General features: G+C 70.7%; 17 protein-coding genes and 1 tRNA gene. 9 read left to right on the top strand and 9 right to left on the bottom strand.

Annotated features, from left to right (window positions below; genetic code table 11):
- Positions 1-9: 9 nt before the first annotated feature.
- From CRT23_RS05460 to CRT23_RS05450, 3 genes are all read right to left on the bottom strand, one after another.
- Positions 10-516: a response regulator gene (locus tag CRT23_RS05460; protein ID WP_055953617.1), complete on the bottom strand. Its 507-nt coding sequence runs from the start codon at positions 514-516 to the stop codon at positions 10-12.
- Positions 517-718: 202 nt separating this feature from the next.
- Positions 719-1,918 carry a transglycosylase SLT domain-containing protein gene (locus tag CRT23_RS05455; RefSeq protein WP_055951853.1) on the bottom strand — a complete coding sequence of 400 codons (1,200 nt, stop codon included), beginning with the start codon at positions 1,916-1,918 and terminating at the stop codon, positions 719-721.
- Positions 1,919-2,128: 210 nt separating this feature from the next.
- A tRNA-His gene (locus CRT23_RS05450) sits at positions 2,129-2,205 on the bottom strand.
- Between the two features lie 210 nt (positions 2,206-2,415).
- Here CRT23_RS05450 and CRT23_RS05445 point away from each other — a divergent pair.
- The gene (locus tag CRT23_RS05445) at positions 2,416-4,260 is read left to right on the top strand and encodes a chloride channel protein (protein ID WP_103708897.1); all 1,845 of its coding nucleotides are present in this window, start codon (positions 2,416-2,418) and stop codon (positions 4,258-4,260) included.
- A 26-nt stretch (positions 4,261-4,286) separates the two neighbouring features.
- Here the strand turns inward: CRT23_RS05445 and CRT23_RS05440 are convergent, their stop codons facing one another.
- The 3 genes from CRT23_RS05440 to CRT23_RS05430 form a co-directional block, all read right to left on the bottom strand.
- Entirely contained in the window at positions 4,287-4,487 is a 201-nt protein-coding gene (locus CRT23_RS05440) for a sporulation protein YpjB (RefSeq protein ID WP_245435979.1), read from the bottom strand.
- A gap of 126 nt (positions 4,488-4,613) precedes the next feature.
- Entirely contained in the window at positions 4,614-5,576 is a 963-nt protein-coding gene (locus tag CRT23_RS05435) for a YfdX family protein (protein WP_245435978.1), read from the bottom strand.
- An 88-nt stretch (positions 5,577-5,664) separates the two neighbouring features.
- The gene (locus tag CRT23_RS05430) at positions 5,665-7,023 is read right to left on the bottom strand and encodes an MFS family transporter (protein WP_055951865.1); all 1,359 of its coding nucleotides are present in this window, start codon (positions 7,021-7,023) and stop codon (positions 5,665-5,667) included.
- A gap of 297 nt (positions 7,024-7,320) precedes the next feature.
- Between CRT23_RS05430 and CRT23_RS05425 the strand changes: the two genes are divergently transcribed.
- Entirely contained in the window at positions 7,321-8,265 is a 945-nt protein-coding gene (locus CRT23_RS05425) for a DUF1236 domain-containing protein (RefSeq protein WP_103708895.1), read from the top strand.
- A 61-nt stretch (positions 8,266-8,326) separates the two neighbouring features.
- On the opposite strand, the gene hrcA is transcribed toward CRT23_RS05425, so the two are convergent.
- Positions 8,327-9,382, bottom strand: coding sequence for a heat-inducible transcriptional repressor HrcA (hrcA, locus tag CRT23_RS05420; RefSeq protein WP_181017260.1), 1,056 nt, complete (start codon positions 9,380-9,382; stop codon positions 8,327-8,329).
- A gap of 292 nt (positions 9,383-9,674) precedes the next feature.
- On the opposite strand from hrcA, the gene rph reads away from it, so the two are divergent.
- From rph to hemW, 3 genes are read left to right on the top strand one after another with little or no spacing between them, the layout of a single operon-like run.
- The gene (gene rph, locus CRT23_RS05415; protein ID WP_103708894.1) at positions 9,675-10,403 is read left to right on the top strand and encodes a ribonuclease PH; all 729 of its coding nucleotides are present in this window, start codon (positions 9,675-9,677) and stop codon (positions 10,401-10,403) included.
- A complete protein-coding gene (gene rdgB / locus CRT23_RS05410) occupies positions 10,400-11,032 on the top strand; it encodes an RdgB/HAM1 family non-canonical purine NTP pyrophosphatase (protein WP_103708893.1) in 633 nt (210 codons plus the stop codon). Before rph ends, rdgB begins: the two co-directional genes overlap by 4 nt.
- Positions 11,033-11,081: 49 nt before the next feature.
- Complete coding sequence (gene hemW / locus CRT23_RS05405; RefSeq protein WP_103708892.1) at positions 11,082-12,260, top strand: radical SAM family heme chaperone HemW; 1,179 nt, start codon at positions 11,082-11,084, stop codon at positions 12,258-12,260.
- A 15-nt stretch (positions 12,261-12,275) separates the two neighbouring features.
- Here hemW and CRT23_RS05400 read toward each other — a convergent pair whose 3' ends face one another.
- Positions 12,276-13,490, bottom strand: coding sequence for a penicillin-binding protein activator (locus CRT23_RS05400; protein ID WP_103708891.1), 1,215 nt, complete (start codon positions 13,488-13,490; stop codon positions 12,276-12,278).
- Positions 13,491-13,610: 120 nt separating this feature from the next.
- On the opposite strand from CRT23_RS05400, the gene rsmI reads away from it, so the two are divergent.
- Both rsmI and CRT23_RS05390 read left to right on the top strand, forming a co-directional pair.
- Positions 13,611-14,579, top strand: a complete 969-nt coding sequence (gene rsmI, locus CRT23_RS05395; RefSeq protein WP_103708935.1) for a 16S rRNA (cytidine(1402)-2'-O)-methyltransferase — start codon at positions 13,611-13,613, stop codon at positions 14,577-14,579.
- Positions 14,569-14,949: a YraN family protein gene (locus tag CRT23_RS05390; protein ID WP_103708890.1), complete on the top strand. Its 381-nt coding sequence runs from the start codon at positions 14,569-14,571 to the stop codon at positions 14,947-14,949. Before rsmI ends, CRT23_RS05390 begins: the two co-directional genes overlap by 11 nt.
- Positions 14,950-14,951: 2 nt before the next feature.
- Here the strand turns inward: CRT23_RS05390 and CRT23_RS05385 are convergent, their stop codons facing one another.
- Positions 14,952-15,341, bottom strand: a complete 390-nt coding sequence (locus tag CRT23_RS05385; RefSeq protein ID WP_055951890.1) for a response regulator — start codon at positions 15,339-15,341, stop codon at positions 14,952-14,954.
- Between the two features lie 303 nt (positions 15,342-15,644).
- On the opposite strand from CRT23_RS05385, the gene CRT23_RS05380 reads away from it, so the two are divergent.
- A complete protein-coding gene (locus CRT23_RS05380) occupies positions 15,645-16,586 on the top strand; it encodes a glycine betaine ABC transporter substrate-binding protein (protein ID WP_103708889.1) in 942 nt (313 codons plus the stop codon).
- The gene (locus tag CRT23_RS05375) at positions 16,583-17,770 is read left to right on the top strand and encodes an ABC transporter permease subunit (protein WP_103708888.1); all 1,188 of its coding nucleotides are present in this window, start codon (positions 16,583-16,585) and stop codon (positions 17,768-17,770) included. Before CRT23_RS05380 ends, CRT23_RS05375 begins: the two co-directional genes overlap by 4 nt.

The raw sequence follows: 17,770 nt of genomic DNA, 5'->3' as shown, positions 1-17,770 counted from the left end.
CCGGCCGCGTCAGGGCACGATCGGCTGGGGCGCGGTGGTGGCGATCTCGGCCTCGCTCAGGAGATCGAACGGGCGCCACGGCTTCGGGATGAAGACCGCCTGCTCCGGAAGGGTCCCGGGTCGCTCGGCCCGCCTGCCCGAGGTGACCACCATGCGGGCCGCCGGCCAGAGCAGGGCGATCGCCGAGGCGAGCTGGACCCCGTCCATCGCGCCGGCCAGGCTGACATCGGCGAAGACCAGGGCGACGTCGCCGCCGCGCTCGCGCATGATGTTGAGGGCGGCTTCCGCGCTGTCGCAGCCGATGGCCGTGAGTTCCGTGTCGCTGAGCAGGGCCTCGGCCAGGGCGCGGGTGGCGGCGTCGTCCTCGACCACGAGGGCGAGCTTGCCCGGGCGGGGCTTGGGCACCGGTTCGGACTCGACCTTGCGGACGAGGATCGCGAGGTGTTCCGGCACGCCCTCGGCGATCAGGTCGTCGTAGAAGGCGGCGAGGGCCTGGCCGATCCGGTCCAGCGACATGCCCGGACTCAGCGTGTCCGCGAGCAAGGGCCGGCTGACGGCGGTCGGCAGATCCGCGTTCGTGCCTTTCGGGTCCGGCAAGCAGGGCCTCCGCGGTGTGTGTCTCGGGGCGAACCGGGAAGAGGCTCGCGGACATTAAAGCCGGGAGGTCACGGTCAGTTGCGGGAAATCATCCCTCGGGCTGTCCGACCTGTGCGTTTCGTCAGTCGACCGTCGCGTCGGCATAGGCGAGGATGCCGGCCATGGAACGCACGTCGCGGTAGCGCTCGCCGCGGGTGCTCATCATCGCCTCGAACTTCTCGTGGACCTGCGCCACCGACAGGCTGACCGCCTTCCGGCGCCCGCGCTGAGCGGCGAAGAAGATCGTCTTGTTGGCGCGGGCCGGGCCGGGCAGCATCTGGGCCGCGGCGGCCTTCGGCTTGTCGACCACGCTGGCGAGGAAGTCCTCGGCGTCGTCCGGGCCGAGGAAGTGCGCGAGGTAGACCTCGCCGAGGGTGAGCTCGCGGCCGATGCGGAGGGCGATGCGGGCGGCGTCGCGCTTCAGCATCTCGCCGGCCAGGAGCGCGGAGAGGTAGGGGTCGCGGCGCATTTCGAGAATGCGGGTCCGCTCGGCGGGATCGAGGACGGTGGGACGACCGTTGTCGCCCGCCACCACGAGGGCGGCGTCCGCCGCGAGGCCGTATTTCGGCCCGAAGTCGCGCACCACGCCGAACCAGGTCCGTTCGATGAACTGGAACAGGCCGGTCGCGGAGGACGTCTGGGCCTGGACCTCGGTCTTGAAGCTCGACTCCTTGTCGGCCACCGCCATCAGCAGGACCGGGTCGGTTTGCACCGCCTGGGCCGCGCGCACGATCTTCTGCACGAGGTGGCGCCGGATCTTCATTGGCCCGAACTCGATGACCTCGTTCGGGTCGCCGACCGAGCTCTCCGTCAGGAGGTAGTCGTAGGAGACGCGGTCCACCGCGTTGGACCCGAGCTCGGTGTCGAGGTCGTGGACCGGAGCGAAGGCGGAAGCGGCGGTGATCACCGCGCGAGGCGCGGACGCGGTCGCCTGGGCAGAGGTCTGAAGGATGACCGGGGCCGGCTGGATGCGCGGCCGCGGCATGGTGATCTCGGTCATCGCCTGGGCCGACTGCACCACGCCGGCGTCCGGACCGACGCCGTAGACCAGGGCTCCGCCCAGTCCGCCCGCCAGGAGCAGCATGGAGAGCACGGACCGGGTGAGGGCGGGGCGGCTGCCGTGATCGCGGCCGACGCGGCCTCCGAGGGTCAGGGCATCCGAGGAGGACGGAGCGGCGCCGAGGCCGGAGCGCGCTGCGAGCGCGCCTTTCGCAAGCGAGCCCTTAGCGATGGGGCCCTTGGCGAAGACGGTCCGTGACGATCCGACGTTTCGACCCTGCATCTGCGCGACCCAACCCCGTTCCCTGGCGACGGATTGAGATTAGCTTGACAGATGTGGCGACAACACGGCCCGGTTTGGGGCAATCCCGTGGCAAGTTTGGCACGGTGTCCAGAGCGTTTTGGCACATCGCCGCCCAAGCGCGCGGGACGCGAAACGCCGAATGCGGCCATGCCGGAGCACGACCGCCAAAGATCAATCATCGAGAAGGAATGGTACCACTGCCCCGGCTCGAACGGGGGACCTCTTGATCCACAATCAAGCGCTCTAACCAACTGAGCTACAGCGGCACTGCGGGCGATCTATCCCGAGCCGCGGCGCATTTCAAGCCGCCTTCGGCCGATCGCCGGCAAAAGTGTGGACCATTCTGCGGGCGATCCCTCGGCGCCGCGCGCGCGCGCGCTGTGCGGTCGACGCCGGGGCCACCGACAGGCTAAGCAGGACGCGGGTCCGTCTCCCTGCGCGCGTTCTCCCCGGCGCACGCTCGCGTCCATCGGTCGATGCCACCGCCATCCAGTCCCACCCGTCCGCCGCGCGCCCGGCAGGTGCTCGTGCAAGCCCCCGGGCAACTGCGCGCCCTCGTGCGCGGCAGCGAGATCGGCCTGATCGTGCTGGCCGCGCTGATCGGGTGCGGCGGCGGCGTCGCGGTGGCCGGGATGAACCGCGCGACGCAGGCCATGCGGGAACTGCTCTACGGTCTCCCGCCGGGCCTGCGCCTCAGCGCGGCCACCGATCTCCCACCCCTCGTGGTTCTCCTGGCACCGGCCTTCGGCGGTGTTCTCCTGGCGCTCTTCACCCTGGCCCTGCGCTGGCAACGGCGTCCACGGCGCCCGGTGATCGATCCGATCGAGGCGAACGCGCTGCATGGCGGCCGGATGTCGGTCCGCGATTCCACCATCGTGGTGATCCAGAACACGATCTCCAACGGCAGCGGCATCTCCGTGGGGATGGAGGCGGCCTACACGCAGTTCTGCGCCGGACTGGCCTCGCGCCTCGGGCTGTCCTTCGAGCTGCGGCGGGCCGATCAGCGGACCCTCGTCGGCTGCGGCGCCGCGGCGGCCATCGCGGCGGCCTTCGGCGCGCCGCTGACAGGGGCGTTCTACGCCTTCGAACTCATCATCGGCACCTATTCCATCGCCACGCTGACCCCGGTCGTGGTCGCTGCCCTCTGCGGCAGCGTCGTCGCCCGCGCCCTGGTGGCGCAGACTTCCCTCGTCACGGTCGAGCGGGCGGATGCCGTCACCACGACGGTGCTGACCACCCTCGATACGGTGCCGAGCCTCGCCCTCGGCCTGATCTGCGCCGGACTCGGCATCCTGATCATGCGCGGCGTCACCCTGGTGGAGGCCGGCTTTCGCGCCACCCGGCTTCCGACCCTCTGCGTGCCGATCCTCGGCGGCCTGTGCGTCGGAGGGCTGGCGCTCCTCGCCTCGACCCAGGTCCTCTCCGGCGGGCACGGGGCGCTGCACCTGCACCTCGACGCCCACGGGACGACCCTCGGCCTCTCGGCTCTGGTCATCCTCTTCGTCGCCAAGGCCACGGCCTCGGCGATCTCCATCGGCTCGGGGTTCCGCGGCGGCCTGTTCTTCGCCTCGCTCTTCCTCGGCGCGATCGCGGGCGAGATCTTCGCCGCCGGCATGCCGATGATCCTGCCCGGCCTCGCCGCCTTCGGGTTGACCCCGCTCGCCTACGCGGTGATCGGCATGAGCGCGCTCGCGGTGGCGGTGATCGGCGGACCGTTGACCATGACGTTCCTCGCCCTCGAGCTCACCGGCAGCTTCCCGATCACCGGCCTGGTGCTGGTGGCGGTGATCGCCTCGTCGCTGACCGTGCGGAAAACCTTCGGGTACTCGTTCGCGACCTGGCGCTTCCACCTGCGCGGCGAGAGCATCCGCAGCGCGCACGATGTCGGTTGGATTCGCACCCTCACGGTCGGCAAGCTGATGCGCCGCGAGGTGCCGACGGCCGCCCTCGACCAGAGCCTCGCCAACTTCCTGCGCAAGCACCCGCTGGGCTCGCCCTCCCGCGTGGTGGTGGTGGACGGGCAGGGACGCTACGCCGGCATCGTCCTGGTGCCGGAGGCCCACGCGGCCCTGCAGGAAGCGGATGTCGAGGCGCCCGGTCTCACCGGGCTCCTGCGCCACACCGACGACGTCCTCACCGCCGACATGAACGCCAAGATCGCCACGGCGATCTTCGACCGCACGGAGAGCGAGGCCCTGGCGGTGGTGGAGGACCTGAAGAGCCGCAAGGTGATCGGCCTCCTCACCGAGAGCCACACGCTCAAGCGCTACAGCGAGGAACTGGACCGGCAGCGCCGCGCGGTGCTGGGGGAGACGAGTTGAGGGCCGGGTCGAGACGCTCCGTCCGATCACGGACGACCGGTGGCGCGGCGCCAGCCGACATAGCCGAAGGCGAAGAGGCTCGCGCCGCCTATCATGAGGAGACTCCAGCCCCAGTCGCTCGGCAGCTGCCCATCGACCGGATGACCGGCGAGGCCCGCGGCCAGCACGATGCCGAAACCGAAGACGATGGCGGAGAGCAGTAGCCCGAGGTTGATCCCGATACTCATGGATGAACCCCTTTCTACGAATGACGTCCGGGCGCCGCGGAGCGGGCGCGCAAGGGCCGACGCCGGGTCCCCGGAGGAACGCGGCGCCGGCAGGGTCGGCTTAGAAGATCACCTCGTCTCAGAGGATCACTTGGGCGCGGCGGTCGAACCGGTCGTCGCCGCGGGTGCCGCGGCCTTCTGCGGTGTTCCGAGCACGTTCACCATGTCGAAGCGCACCCCGTCCTCCACTTTCTTGAGGAGGGCGTTGCCCTCGTAGTACTTGCCCTGTCCGATGAGGCTCGCCGCCTGATCGACATCGGTGGTCGTCTGGTTCAGCGGGACGACGGCCAGGACGAAGTTCATGTCCACCCCGGCGAGCTTGAGCTGGTCGATGGCCGACTTGCGGTCGCCCTTCTCCAGGCTCTTGTTCGCGGTCGCCACGGCAGCCGCCTTGGTGGGCGTCGCGACGAAGTCTTCGCCGAGCGTCAGCTGGCCGTCGACGGGCAGCCAAGCCGTGGGCTGCGCGGATGCCTTCGCATCCGCAGTCTTCGCGTCGGCCGTCTTCGCATCCGCGGTTTTCGCATCGGCCGCCTTCGCCATCGCGGCGTGCTTGTCAGGGCTCCGAAGGTCCGCTTCCGCCTTGGTGTAGACGGCCTCGTCCGTCTTAGCCTTTGCGAGGGCCGCCTGCGCCTTGCCGATCAGGGATTTGGCGAGGGTGGGATCGGCGTCGAAGATGGCGATGCGGGCCAGGTGCAGATCGCGGAACGCCTGGGCGCCGTCCTTCGACAGCTTGCCCACATCCTTGTCCGCCGCCTGTTGCGCGGCCGTCACCGGCGGAGCCGTCGCCGGCTTCACTGCATCGTTGGCCAATGCCACACCGCTGAGGAGCGAGGTTGCGGCAAGGAAAGCGGCAACTGTTCTTGTCTTCTTCATCACACTACCTCCGAAGAAAAGCCGCGCCCGGATCACTGATCTTGTTGATCTACCTGCGCTGGCGATCTCTTCTGAAGCGAATGTGGTCCCGAGCGATCGCGATGTCATCTTAAAGATTGGTATGGTTCGGTTCATCAAATATTCGTTGACATAGGCCCCGTCGAAGGGGCGGAGCAAGTCTTCTCCGAGTCGGACCGTGGCGGCACAAAAAAGCACGCGGTGATCGCTCACCGCGTGCCGGTCATGCCTCCGAGGGTCGAGCGGCTCAAGCGGCCGAGAGGCGTGTCTTGCGGGTCAAGGCTTCCTCGACGGTGCCGTCGCCGTCGAGGTACCCGTGACGCTTCGGGTTCGGCATGATCAGCGAGCCGATGAAGGCGATGCCGAGCATGATCGTCACGTACCAGAAGAACGTGCTCTCGGAGCCGACCTGCTTCAGGTACAGCGCCACCGCCTCGGCGGTGCCGCCGAACAGCGAGTTGGCGATCGCGTAGGACAGGCCGACGCCGAGGGCGCGCACCTGGGTCGGGAACAGCTCGGCTTTCACGATGCCGCTGATGCCGGTGTAGAAGCTGATCACGATCAGGCCGACCATGATGAGCGCGAAGGACAGGATCGGGTTCTGCGTGGATCCGATGGCGGTCATCAGCGGCACCACCATCAGGGTGCCGAGGCCGCTATAGAGCAGCATGTTGGCCTTGCGCCCGATCCGGTCCGACAGCCAGCCGAAGAAGGGCTGGATGATCATGTAGACGAACAGGGCCGCGGTGGAGATCTGCGAGGCCGTGACCTTGTCGATATGCGCCGTGTTGAAGAGGTATTTCGGCATGTAGGTGGTGAAGGTGTAGAAACTCAGCGAGCCGCCGGCGGTGTAGGCCAGCACCACGCAGAAGGCGCGCCAATGCTTGAACAGGGCCGCGAAGGTGCCGGAATCCTTCTTGGCCATGTCTTCCTTGGTCGCCGTCTCGTCGAGGGACGAACGCAGGTAGAGCGCCACCACCGCCGCGACCGCGCCGATGACGAACGGGATGCGCCAGCCCCAGGCGGTCAGTTCCTGGGCGGTGAGGAAGCTCTGCAGGATGATCAGCACCAGCGAGGCGAGGAGCTGGCCGCCGATCAGGGTGACGTACTGGAACGAGGCGAAGAAACCGCGACGGCCCTTCACGGCGATCTCGCTCATGTAGGTGGCGCTGGTGCCGTACTCGCCGCCCACCGACAGGCCCTGGATCATCCGGGCCAGCAGCAGCAGGGCCGGCGCGAGCTGCCCGACCGTGGCGTAGGTCGGCAGCACCGCGATCATCAGCGACCCGGCGCACATCATCAGCACCGAGATCAGCATCGAGGTCTTGCGGCCCAGGCGGTCGGCGATGCGGCCGAACAGCCAGCCGCCGATCGGGCGCATGAAGAAGCCCACCGCGAACACCGCGGCGGATTGCAGGAGCTGACTGGTGCTGTCGCCGGCGGGAAAGAAGACCGGCGCGAAGTAGAGCGCGAAGAACGCGTAGCAGTAGAAATCGAACCATTCGACGAGATTGCCCGACGAGGAGGCGACGATCGCCTTGATCCGGCGTCGGCTGTCGGCGGCGTCTTCCGCCTTGGTTGGGATGGCCCCGGCCCCACCTGTCATACGTCTCGTCCCTGTGCTCTGGGCAATGCCGTTCCGCGGCTTGCTTTGCGGCGACGTTACCGCCTCGAACGAGATTTCCCAAGGGCGATCAGCGGGTTGTCCGAAACAGCCAAGATGTTTCTGAAACCACGCTGTGGAAGACGCGAGTCTGAGCTTAGCTGCAACGTTACAATACGATTGGCGCAACCAGCGGGAAGATCAGCGCAAGAAAAACGGGAACGGTTTCTCGAAGATCCTCGTTGCGGACGACATCGACGTCCTGCGGCGTCAGGCAGCAATGAAAGTGGAATCGAACCCATGAACAAGCTCTTTCGGAGCACGGTGACGGCGGCGGCCCTGGTGATCGGCGCAACGAGCGCGTTCGCGCAGGGCGGGCCGGGTGGCGGTGCTGGCGGCGGCGCTGGTGGCGGGGCAGGGGGTGCCGGGGGCGGCGGCGCCGGCATGGGTGCGGGCGGCGGCGCCGGGGCTGGCGGCGGTGGCGGCGCCGGCGGAATGCGCGGCGGCGGCGCTGGTGGCGGTGCGGGCGGTGGCGCCGGCATGCATGGTGGTGAAGCGGGCGGCGGCGCCGGTGGGGCCGGAATGCGCGGCGGTGCCGGGGGCGCGGAGACCGGGGCCGGTCCGGCCGGGGGAGCCCAGCGCGGCGAGGCCGGCGGCCGTGGGGCCGAGGGCGGCGCGGCACGCCAGGACGGGCGTCCGGGTCAGGCCGCCGGGGAGCGCGGTGGTCGCGAGGACGGCGGAGCCGCGGCCCGCGACGGCCGGGGTGACCGAGACGGCAAGGCCGATCGGGACGGCAAGACCGACCGGGACGGCAAGACCGACCGGGACGGCAAGGGCGATCGGGACGGCAAGGCCGATCGTGGCGGTAAGGCCGATCGCGACGAGCGCGGCGGACGGGCCGAGCGCGATGGGCGCGGGGGTCGTGACGGCGGCGTCGAGCGCGAGGGCCGGGGTGGCCGAGGCGATCGTGGCGCCGTCCGGGGTGCCTATGGCCGCCTCGGCGCGCCGCAGCGCACCGAGTTCCGCCAGAGCGTCTTCCGCCGCGGCATCCCGCGCCTGGCCGCCGGCGCCTTCGCGCTCACCGTCGGCACGGCGATCGCCCGTAGCTACACCCTCTACGACCTGCCGCCGGACATCGTCCGGATCGCGCCGGAATACGAGGATTACCGCTACGTGCTGGTGGACGACGACATCGTCATCGTCGATCCCGACACCTACGAGATCGTCGACGTGATCCGCGGCTGATCCGAGCGGTCGGAATCACGGTGGGGGCGGGGCTTCAGGCTCCGCCCCTTCGCGTTTGCGCTCAGCGCTTGCGGTCGAGGAGGCCGGAGACCACCCGTGCGGTGTAGTCGACCATCGGCACGATGCGGGCATAGTTCAGGCGCGTCGGCCCGATGACGCCGACCACGCCGACGATCTTCTGGGAACCGTCGCGGAACGGGGCCGCGATCATCGAGGAGCCCGAGAGCGAGAAGAGCTTGTTCTCGGAGCCGATGAAGATCCGCACGCCCTCGCCACCCTCGGCCCGGGACAGGAGCTCGATCACGTCCTTCTGCGTCTCGAGATCGTTGAACAGCAGGCGGATGCGGTCGAGATCCTCGGCCGCCCGCAGGTCGTCGAGCAGATTGGCCTGACCGCGCACGATGAGCTGTCGGGCATCGGAGGGGCCGACGCTGACGGCGAGGCCGGCATCCACGAGGCGCTCGGTGATGGCGTCGAGTTCGCGCTTCATCGCCTGCCGGCCCGACTCGATCTCGGCGCGGAGCGTCCCGAGGGTCCGGCCCTGGAGTCGGGCGTTCAGGTAGTTCGAGGCCTCCTGCAGGGCGCTCGCCGGCAGGCCCGGCGGCAGGTCGAGGAGGCGATTCTCGACGGAGCCGTCGTCCGAGACCAGCACGACCAGCGCCCGGGTCGGGTCGAGGCGGACGAATTCGATGTGCTTCAGGTGGACGTTGGTCTTGGTGGTCAGGACCACGCCGGCGCCGCGGGAGATTCCCGAGAGCAGCATCGAGGCCTCGGCCAAGGCGGAATCGAAGGTGTGGCCGGAGGCGGCCGCGCGCATCTGCGCCTCGATCCGCTCCTGCTCCTCGCGCCCGACATCGCCGAGCTCCAGCATCGCATCGACGAAGAAGCGCAGGCCCTGCTCCGTGGGCAGACGACCGGCCGAGGCGTGGGGCGCAAAGATCAGCCCGGAATGCTCGAGATCCGCCATGACGTTCCGGATCGAGGCCGGCGACAGGGCCATGGGCAGGATGCGCGCAAGGTTGCGCGAGCCGACCGGTTCGCCGGTCGTGAGATAGCTCTCGACGATCTGCCGAAAGATCTCACGCGAGCGTTCGTTCAACGCGCTGAGCACCTGCATCTGCTGCGATGTCGAAAAGGGGCGGGCGGGCTCTGTCACGGTCCATTCCTGAGGCGGAGAGTGTGACGGTCTCCCGAGTTTTACACAATGCTCCCCACCGTCGCTCCCGGCGGGCAACGCGAGGGACTACGAGAAACAGCTTGGCCGCGGAAGGCGTTCCGCGCGCGCGACCCGCGGCGGATTCCACCCGCTCCGGGGCACCGGCGAGGCCGACAATCCGCCCGGCCTCGCTTGCCGGGCGAGGGCCGGAACCGTAAAGCCGCACTCCCATCACCACCGAAAGGAGAGCGGCATGCGGCCCTCGAAGCGCGCGAACGACGAACTGCGCATGGTCACCCTGGAGCGCGCCGTCTCCCGCCATGCCGAGGGCTCCTGCCTCGTCAGCTTCGGCGACACCAAGGTGCTGTGCACGGCCACCCTGGAAGAGCGCGGTCCCGGGTGGTTGCGCGGCTCCGGCAAGGGCTGGGTCACCGCGGAATACGCCATGCTGCCGCGCGCCACGCACGAGCGCACCCGCCGCGAGGTGAATTCCAGCAAGCCGTCGGGCCGGACCCAGGAGATCCAGCGCCTGATCGGACGCTCCCTGCGCGCCGTGACCAACCTGCCGGCCATGGGCGAGCGCCAGATCACCGTCGATTGCGACGTGATCCAGGCCGACGGCGGCACCCGCACCGCGGCGATCACCGGCGCCTGGGTCGCGCTGCACGACTGCTTCACCTGGATGCGCGGCCGCTCGATCATCTCGGTCGACCCCTTGCGCGAGCACGTGGCGGCGGTCTCCTGCGGCATCTACAAGGGCAAGCCCGTCCTCGACCTCGACTATGCCGAGGATTCCGCGGCCGAGACCGACGCCAACTTCGTCATCACGGGCACCGGGGGGCTCGTCGAGGTCCAGGGGACCGCCGAGGGCAAGCCGTTCTCGGAGGAGGAGCTGTTCGAGCTGATGCGCCTCGCCAAGGGCGGCATCCAATCCCTCGTCGCCCTACAGAAGCAGGCCGTGGTACAGGGCGCCTCCGCATGAACGCGCACCGCATCCTCACCGGTCGCGTCGTCATCGCGACCCACAATGCGGGCAAGCTCGTGGAGATGCGCGAGCTCCTGGCGCCCTTCGGCGTCGATGCCGTCTCGGCCGGGGAACTCGGCCTGCCCGAGCCCGACGAGACCGGGACGATGTTTGCCGAGAACGCGGCGATCAAGGCGCTGGCCGCTGCAACCGCGTCCGGCCTGCCCGCCTTCGCCGACGATTCCGGGCTCTGCGTCAATGCGCTGGACGGGGCGCCGGGGCTGTTCTCGGCCCGCTGGGCCGGGCCGTCCAAGGATTTCACCGGCGCCATGGCGCGCATCGCCGCCGAACTCGACAAGCGCGGGGCGGCCACCCGGCGGGCGCACTTCGTCTCCGCCCTGGTGATCGCCTGGCCGGACGGCCACACCGAAACCTTCGAGGGCCGGGTCTTCGGCGAACTCGTCCCGCCGCGGGGCGCGAGCGGGTTCGGCTACGATCCGATGTTCCAGCCCGACGGCTACGACCGCACCTTCGGCGAGATCTCATCGGAGGAGAAGCACGGGGTCGACTGGCAGACGGGCAACGCCCTGTCGCATCGCGCGCAGGCCTTCGTGCTCCTGGCCCAGACCTGCCTGCGGCGTCCCTGAGACCGGCCGCGGGATTGCCAAATGGCGGTCCCGCGCGCACATCCGCGTCATGACCGAACCGACAGGCCCGGACCACCCGACCCGCGACGCGGGGTTCGGGGTCTACGTGCACTGGCCCTTCTGCGCCTCGAAGTGCCCCTATTGCGACTTCAACAGCCACGTGCGCCACGCGCCCGTGGACGAGGGCCGCTTCCTGCAGGCCTTCCGCACCGAGATCGCCCACGTGGCCGTGCGTACGCCCGGCCGCATCGTGTCGAGCGTCTTCCTCGGCGGCGGCACGCCCTCCCTGATGCAGCCCGCCACCGTGGCGGGCCTGCTGGACGCGATCGGGCAGGCCTGGAGCGTGGCGCCCGGCGTCGAGATCACCCTGGAGGCCAACCCGACGAGCGTGGAGGCCGAGCGCTTCCGCGGCTACCGGGCCGCGGGCGTGAACCGCGTCTCCCTCGGCGTCCAGGCCATGGACGACACCGCCCTGAAGCAGCTCGGGCGCCTGCACAGCGCGGCCGAGGCCATGGCGGCCGTGCGGGTCGCGGCAGCGCATTTCGAGCGCTATTCCTTCGACCTCATCTACGCGCGCCCGGACCAGAGCCCCGCCGCCTGGCGGGCCGAGCTGGAGGGGGCCATCGCCCGCGCGGCCGAGCACCTGTCGCTCTATCAGCTCACCATCGAGCCGGGCACGCCGTTCTACGGCCTGGCCGCCGCCGGCAAGCTGGTCCCCCCCGACGACGATTCCGCGCGTGCCCTCTACGACGTGACCCAGGAGGTCTGCGACCGGGCCGGGCTCCCGGCCTACGAGATCTCCAACCACGCCCGCCCGGGCGCGGAATCCCGGCATAACCTGCTCTACTGGCGCTACGGCGAATATGCCGGCATCGGCCCGGGCGCCCACGGTCGCCTCGTCGGCGAGTCCGGTCGGATCGGCACCGTCACCGAGCGAACGCCCGAATCCTGGCTCGCCCGGGTCGAGGCACAGGGCCACGGCATCGTCGAGACCGAGGCGCTGGCCGCCGCCGACCAGGGCGACGAGTTCCTGATGATGGGCCTGCGCCTGCGCGAGGGCATCGACCCCCGGCGCTACGCCGCCCTGAAGGGCCGCAGCCTCGAGGCGGTCCGGATCGACGACCTCGTCGCCGCGGGGCTGATCGCCCGCCGTTCGGACGGCCGCATCGCCGCGACGCCCGCCGGCGCGCCGGTGCTCAACGCGGTGGTGGCCGCGCTCGCCGCCTGATCGGGTTTCGGACGATCAGGTCCCGGAGGGACCGAGGGTCCGCGGCGCGGGGCTGACGATGGTGGGCGCGCCCGAGCGGATCTCGTAGACCGCCAGGGCCCGGTCGCTCGGCCCGTCCGGCCGGAACCGGAAGGTCCCGTCGACGCCGGAGAAGCCGGACGGGTTGGTGAGCGTCGTGTCGGCGAAGCGCTGCGAGCCGAACTGGCGCGACAGGGCCGCCATCAGCGAGACCGCGTCGTAGGCGAGGGTCGCGACCCGCGGCGGCACCGCGCCGAAGCGCGCCTGGTAGCGCTGCGAGAAGCCGTTGAAGCCGGCGGCGTCCGGCGCCGCGAACCAGCCGCCCTGGAGGGCGGGCAGGGCGAAGACGCGGGGATCGTTCCAGACGGCGGTGCCGATCGGCCGGACCCGGCCGGGGGCGAACCCCGCCTTGGTCAGGGCCGGCGCGACGGTGGCGAGGCCATCCGGCGTGTCCGGCAGGAACAGCGCGTCGGCCTGGGCGGCCGGCCCGGTGATCAGGCCGCCGAGGCGCCCGATGGCGGGGGCCGGATTGCCGACGGGATAGCGCTCGATCGCCACGAGGCGCGCGCCCTTGCGGGCCACCGCCTCGCGGAACTGGGCCTCGACGGCATTGCCGTAGCTCGAATCCGGGATCATCGCCGCGAAGGACTTGCGGCCGGACGCGACGGATTCGTCGACGACCCGATCGACCTCGGCCTGGGGCAGGAAGCTCAGGAGGTAGGTGCCGCGGGCCGCGACGCCGGCATCGGTCGAGAACGCGATGAGGGGCTTGCCCGCCGCGCGCACCACACCAGCCGCGGCCTGGACGTTGGCGGCGAAGAGCGGGCCGAGGACGAGTTCGGCCCCGTCCGCCACGGCGGCCTGGGCCGCCTCGCGCGCGCCGTCCGGCGCGCCGCGGTCGTCCTTGACCAGGATCTGCAGGTCGGGCTTCTGAAAGTCCTCGATGGCGAGTTCAGCCGCGTTGCGCATCGCCGCGCCCACCGCCGACCCAGGTCCGGAGAGCGGCACCACCAGGGCGACCTTCACCGACCCGGTGCCGATCCGACCGCCCGCCGCGGGCACCGGCGCGTCGGTTGCCGGCCCTTCGGCCTGGGGCGCGGGGGCCCGGTTCGAGACGCGGCCGCCGCCATCGGGTCCCCCGACGCAGGCGGCGAGCAGGAGCAGGGTCGCCATTCCGACCAGCCCGGATTTCAGCCCGTTCGCGCGCGTCATCGGTGGCCCCCCTGTCGCCGGCTGACGACCCACGCTTGCAGTCTAAGGGCGAAAAGTAAATGTGAGCCGACGTGCCCCATGCATTCCGCCCGAGGCCCCGATCGTGGCAAGGTCCCGGCCATGACCCAGAAGATCGACACGCGGACCCGGCGGCGGCGCGACCCGGCCTCGACGGGGGCCGGCGCCCGCCCGCCCGCCACCTTCACGGCCTTCGGCCTCGCCGCCGAAGCCGAGGCGATCGAACCCGGCCTCCACGTGGTGGCGACTCCGATCGGAAACCTCAAGGACGTCTCGTTCCGCGCCCTGGCGACGCTCGCCGCCGCCGATGCGGTGCTGGCGGAGGACACCCGCGTCACCCGCACGCTGCTGATGCATTACGGGATCACCACGCCCTTGGTGGCCTATCACGAGCACTCCAACGCGGCGGTGCGCGAGCGGATGATCGCCCGGATGCAGGCCGGCGAGGCCCTGGCCCTGGTCTCGGACGCGGGCACGCCCCTCGTCTCGGATCCCGGCTTCAAGCTGGTGCAGGCCGCGATCGAGGCCGGCCTCAGCGTCACGCCCATTCCGGGGCCGTCGGCGGTGATGACCGCCATCGTGGCCGCGGGCCTGCCCACCGACCGGTTCTTCTTCGAGGGCTTCCTGCCGGCCAAGTCCGGCGCCCGGCGCAACCGCCTGGAGGCGCTCGGACGGATCCCCGGTACCGTGGTGCTGTTCGAGTCCCCCCATCGTCTGCCCGAGATGCTGGTCGACGCCGTGGAGGTTCTCGGGCCGACGCGCCCGGCCGCCGTCGCCCGCGAGCTGACCAAGCTCTACGAGACCATCCGGCGCGGCAGCCTCGGGGATCTCGCCGCGCTCTACGCGGAGGAGGGCGCGCCCAAGGGCGAGGTGGTGGTGATCATCGGCACGCAGGAGGAGGCCCCCGATGCGGCCGAGACCGATGCGGGTCTCGACGCGGCCCTGACGGCGGCGCTCGCCCGGCACTCGATCAAGGACGCCGCGACCCTGGTGGCGGAGGAGACCGGCCAGCCCCGGCGGGTCGTCTATGCCCGCGCGTTGGCCCTAGCGCGGCGCGACGATGAGGCCTGAGGTCCGCGCGGTCGCGCGCCGACGCGCCACCGAGCTCCGGGGCCGCAGCGCCGAGAGCCTCGCGCTCCTCGCCTTGCTGCTCAAGGGCTACCGTCCCCTCGGCGCGCGCTTCCGCGCGGCGGGGGGCGAGATCGACCTGATCGTCCGGCGCGGGGCGACGATCGCGTTCGTGGAGGTGAAGGCGCGAAGCACGCTGGCGGCCGCTCAAGGCGCCATCGACGGGCACAAGGTCGCGCGCTTCTCGCGGGCGGCCCGGGCCTGGATCAGCCGGCATCCGAACACGGACGCGGCGACCTTCCGGGCGGACGCGGTGTTCGTCGCACCCTGGACCTGGCCCCGGCACGTGGCCGACGCCTTTCCGATCCGGTGAGATCAGGCGCGGGCGGCGGCCACCGCGGCGATCAGCGTCCGCTTGAGATCGGCCTGGCTGAACGGCTTCTGCACGACCGGACGCTCGCGAAAGGGCTCGCGAATCCCGGCCCCGCCATAGCCCGTCGAGAACACGATGGGCAGGTTGCGCTTCACGATGGCCTCGGCCACCGGATAGATCGGTTCGCCCGCGACGTTGACGTCGAGGATGGCGACCTCGAAACTCTCGTTCTGCGCCATCTCGAGGGCGGTCGACAGACGCGCGGCAGGTCCGACGACGGTGCAACCGAAATCGAGTAGCATGTCTTCGAGCAGCATCGAGATCGCAGCCTCGTCCTCGACGACAAGCACGCGAGCCCCGTTGAGAAGGTCTTCGTCCACTTGAGCACTCACGCCGGGGCTTCTTCCCTTCGATCGACTTGGAATTCCAAAACGCCTTCCGCGGAAGGTGTTGAGGGGTTCGCTCCCACTGTGTGCAACCGGCCTCGCGTGATGCGAATGATGCAGGGCCTGAGCGAGACCGCAAGGCCCGCTGAACGGCCCGGCATAGAGCGAGCCGTCGCCCGTTCCGCGGGGCGTGTCAAGCACCTGGCCGTCGTCAAAGGCCGTCGGCAGGCCAGCAATGTTACGGTCTGAAACATTTCTGTGCCACCGAGCTCCACCGGTAGGCAGACGCCCCTGAAACGCCAACAACCTATGTTAACGAAACCGGACGGGCCGCGAGACTGGACACGACGCTCGGCCATCGCTGGGCTCGCCCTCCTCGGCGCGCGGGCCGGCGGCGCGGCCGCAGCCGCGACCCCGCTCGTGGTGGCCTCCAAGAGCGACACCGAGGGCGCCCTGACGGGCGCCATGATCGCCCTGGTCCTGGAAAGGCTGAACCTCCCCGTCCTGCGCAGGCTCGGGCTCGGGCCGACCCTGATCGTTCGCAACAGCCTCCTGTCCGGCGAGATCTCGATCTATCCCGAATACACCGGCAACGGCGCCTTCTTCTCCGGCACCGAGAACGATCCGATCTGGAAGTCGCCGCAGGGCGCCTACGACACCATTCGGCGGCTCGACGCCGCCCGCGGCCTGACTTGGCTGACGCGGGCGCCGGCCAACAACACGTGGCTGATCGCCGTCAACGGGGCGCTCGCCCGGCGCGAGCACCTGACCACGATGACCGACTTCGCCGGAGCCGTGCGCCGCGGCCTCATCCGGCTCGCCGCCTCCACCGAGTTCGTGGAGAGTGCCGCGGCCCTGCCGGCCTTCGAGGCGGCCTACGGCTTCTCCCTGCCCCTCGATCGCATCATCAGCCTGCCCGGCGGCGACACCTCCGTCACGGCGCGGGCGGCCGCGCAGGGGATCAGCGGCGTGAATGCCGGCATGGTCTACGGCACCGACGGCGCGCTCTCGGCCCTCGACCTCACCGTGATGAGCGATCCCCTGGCTGCGCAGATCGTCTACGAGGTGGCCCCCGTGATCCGCGAGGCCGATCTCGCCCGCCACCCCGAGATCGCACCCGCCCTGGCGCGCGTCTTCACCCATCTCGACGCCGAGACTCTGAGGCGGCTGAACGCGCGCATCACCGTGGACGGCGCGGTCGCCGAAGCCGTGGCGGCCCGATACCTGTCCGAGAACGGGCTGCTGCCATGATTGTGGGGACGACGGACATCACGCCGCAAGGGCTCTCGATTGGGCGTCTCCTGCCGGCACTCGTGGCCACCGCATGGCTCGGTGCGCTGGCCCTCGCGCTGACCCGGCTGCCGGTTCTCACCATCGCCCGGAACCGGCTGGCGCTCGGGGATTCCCTGACCGGCTTCGCAGCACTCGGCGGAACCGCCGTCCTCGTGCTCGGGATGAGCGCTCTCGCGATCGGCCTCCTGGTCTCGCGCAGGCGCACGGCTTCGGTGATCGCCCTATTCCTGCTGCTCCCGGCGATCCTGGCCTTCCTCCACGGCCTCGGTACGGGCGCCGCCCGGTCGCTCGCCGAACTCCCGTCGGCCGCGCGGGCCGGTCTCGGTTCGGGGTCCTGGCTCGGCCTGACCCTCCTCGCCGGCGCCCTGGGCCTTGCCGTTCGGCGCTCTCGGCAACCGGGGCTCGGCCTCGCGACGGGTCTCGGCCTGATCCTCGCACTCGTCGGCCTCGGGTGGGCCGGCGCCCTCGATGCCCTGTCGCTCGCGGTCGAGTACGCGGCGCGGCGCGCGACGGTGAACGCAGCGATCGGAGAGCACATCGCCCTCGCGGGTGCGGCCCTGGTCCTCGCGGGGCTCCTCGCGGTCGGGCTCGCGCTGTTCCGGCGGGGGCAGGGACTGGTGGCCCTGATCCTCGGCGGGCTCCAGGTCGTGCCCGCGGTCGCGCTGCTCGGTGCGATGGTCGCCGTGATGTCGGGCCTCCTCCGCGCCGTCCCGGCCCTGCGGGAACTCGGTCTCTCGGCGCTGGGCCCCGTACCGGCCATCGTCGCCATCGCCGCCTACTTGGCCCTGCCGCTCTGGCGCGGGCTGAGCTTGGCCCTGCGGGCGCCCGACGACGACACCCTCCAGGCCGCCGAGGCCCTTGGCCTCTCGCCCGGACAGGTCCTGGTGCGGGTCCGCCTGCCGATCGGAGCGCCGATCCTCGTCGGGGCCGTGCGGGTCGCGGCCGTCCAGGGCCTCGGCCTCGCCACCCTCGGCGCGTTGGTGGGGGCCGGCGGCCTCGGCCGCATCGTCTTCGACGGGATGGCTCAGTTCGCGCCCGACCTGATCCTCCTCGGGGCGATTCCCGTCGTGGTGCTCTCGCTGCTGACCGAGCGCGGACTGAGCCGGTTGGAGGCTGCCGCGCGGCGGCGGTGGCACGCATGA

This window comes from Methylobacterium sp. V23, from assembly GCF_002917135.1.
Taxonomy (GTDB): Bacteria; Pseudomonadota; Alphaproteobacteria; order Rhizobiales; family Beijerinckiaceae; genus Methylobacterium.
Note: the sequence above shows the minus strand (reverse complement) of the source record. Positions and strands in the feature narration are given on the sequence as shown.

Excerpts from the sequence above, each read along its gene's own strand:
- CRT23_RS05440 (WP_245435979.1), bottom strand. The coding sequence starts at position 4,487 with ATGAGTATCGGGATCAACCTCGGGCTACTGCTCTCCGCCATCGTCTTC.
- CRT23_RS05445 (WP_103708897.1), top strand. The coding sequence starts at position 2,416 with ATGCCACCGCCATCCAGTCCCACCCGTCCGCCGCGCGCCCGGCAGGTG.
- CRT23_RS05390 (WP_103708890.1), top strand. The coding sequence starts at position 14,569 with ATGAGGCCTGAGGTCCGCGCGGTCGCGCGCCGACGCGCCACCGAGCTC.
- hemW (WP_103708892.1), top strand. The coding sequence starts at position 11,082 with ATGACCGAACCGACAGGCCCGGACCACCCGACCCGCGACGCGGGGTTC.
- CRT23_RS05455 (WP_055951853.1), bottom strand. The coding sequence starts at position 1,918 with ATGCAGGGTCGAAACGTCGGATCGTCACGGACCGTCTTCGCCAAGGGC.
- CRT23_RS05430 (WP_055951865.1), bottom strand. The coding sequence starts at position 7,023 with ATGACAGGTGGGGCCGGGGCCATCCCAACCAAGGCGGAAGACGCCGCC.
- CRT23_RS05375 (WP_103708888.1), top strand. The coding sequence starts at position 16,583 with ATGATTGTGGGGACGACGGACATCACGCCGCAAGGGCTCTCGATTGGG.
- CRT23_RS05425 (WP_103708895.1), top strand. The coding sequence starts at position 7,321 with ATGAACAAGCTCTTTCGGAGCACGGTGACGGCGGCGGCCCTGGTGATC.
- CRT23_RS05380 (WP_103708889.1), top strand. The coding sequence starts at position 15,645 with ATGTTAACGAAACCGGACGGGCCGCGAGACTGGACACGACGCTCGGCC.
- rdgB (WP_103708893.1), top strand. The coding sequence starts at position 10,400 with ATGAACGCGCACCGCATCCTCACCGGTCGCGTCGTCATCGCGACCCAC.
- CRT23_RS05400 (WP_103708891.1), bottom strand. The coding sequence starts at position 13,490 with ATGACGCGCGCGAACGGGCTGAAATCCGGGCTGGTCGGAATGGCGACC.
- CRT23_RS05460 (WP_055953617.1), bottom strand. The coding sequence starts at position 516 with ATGTCGCTGGACCGGATCGGCCAGGCCCTCGCCGCCTTCTACGACGAC.
- rsmI (WP_103708935.1), top strand. The coding sequence starts at position 13,611 with ATGACCCAGAAGATCGACACGCGGACCCGGCGGCGGCGCGACCCGGCC.
- hrcA (WP_181017260.1), bottom strand. The coding sequence starts at position 9,382 with ATGCAGGTGCTCAGCGCGTTGAACGAACGCTCGCGTGAGATCTTTCGG.
- rph (WP_103708894.1), top strand. The coding sequence starts at position 9,675 with ATGCGGCCCTCGAAGCGCGCGAACGACGAACTGCGCATGGTCACCCTG.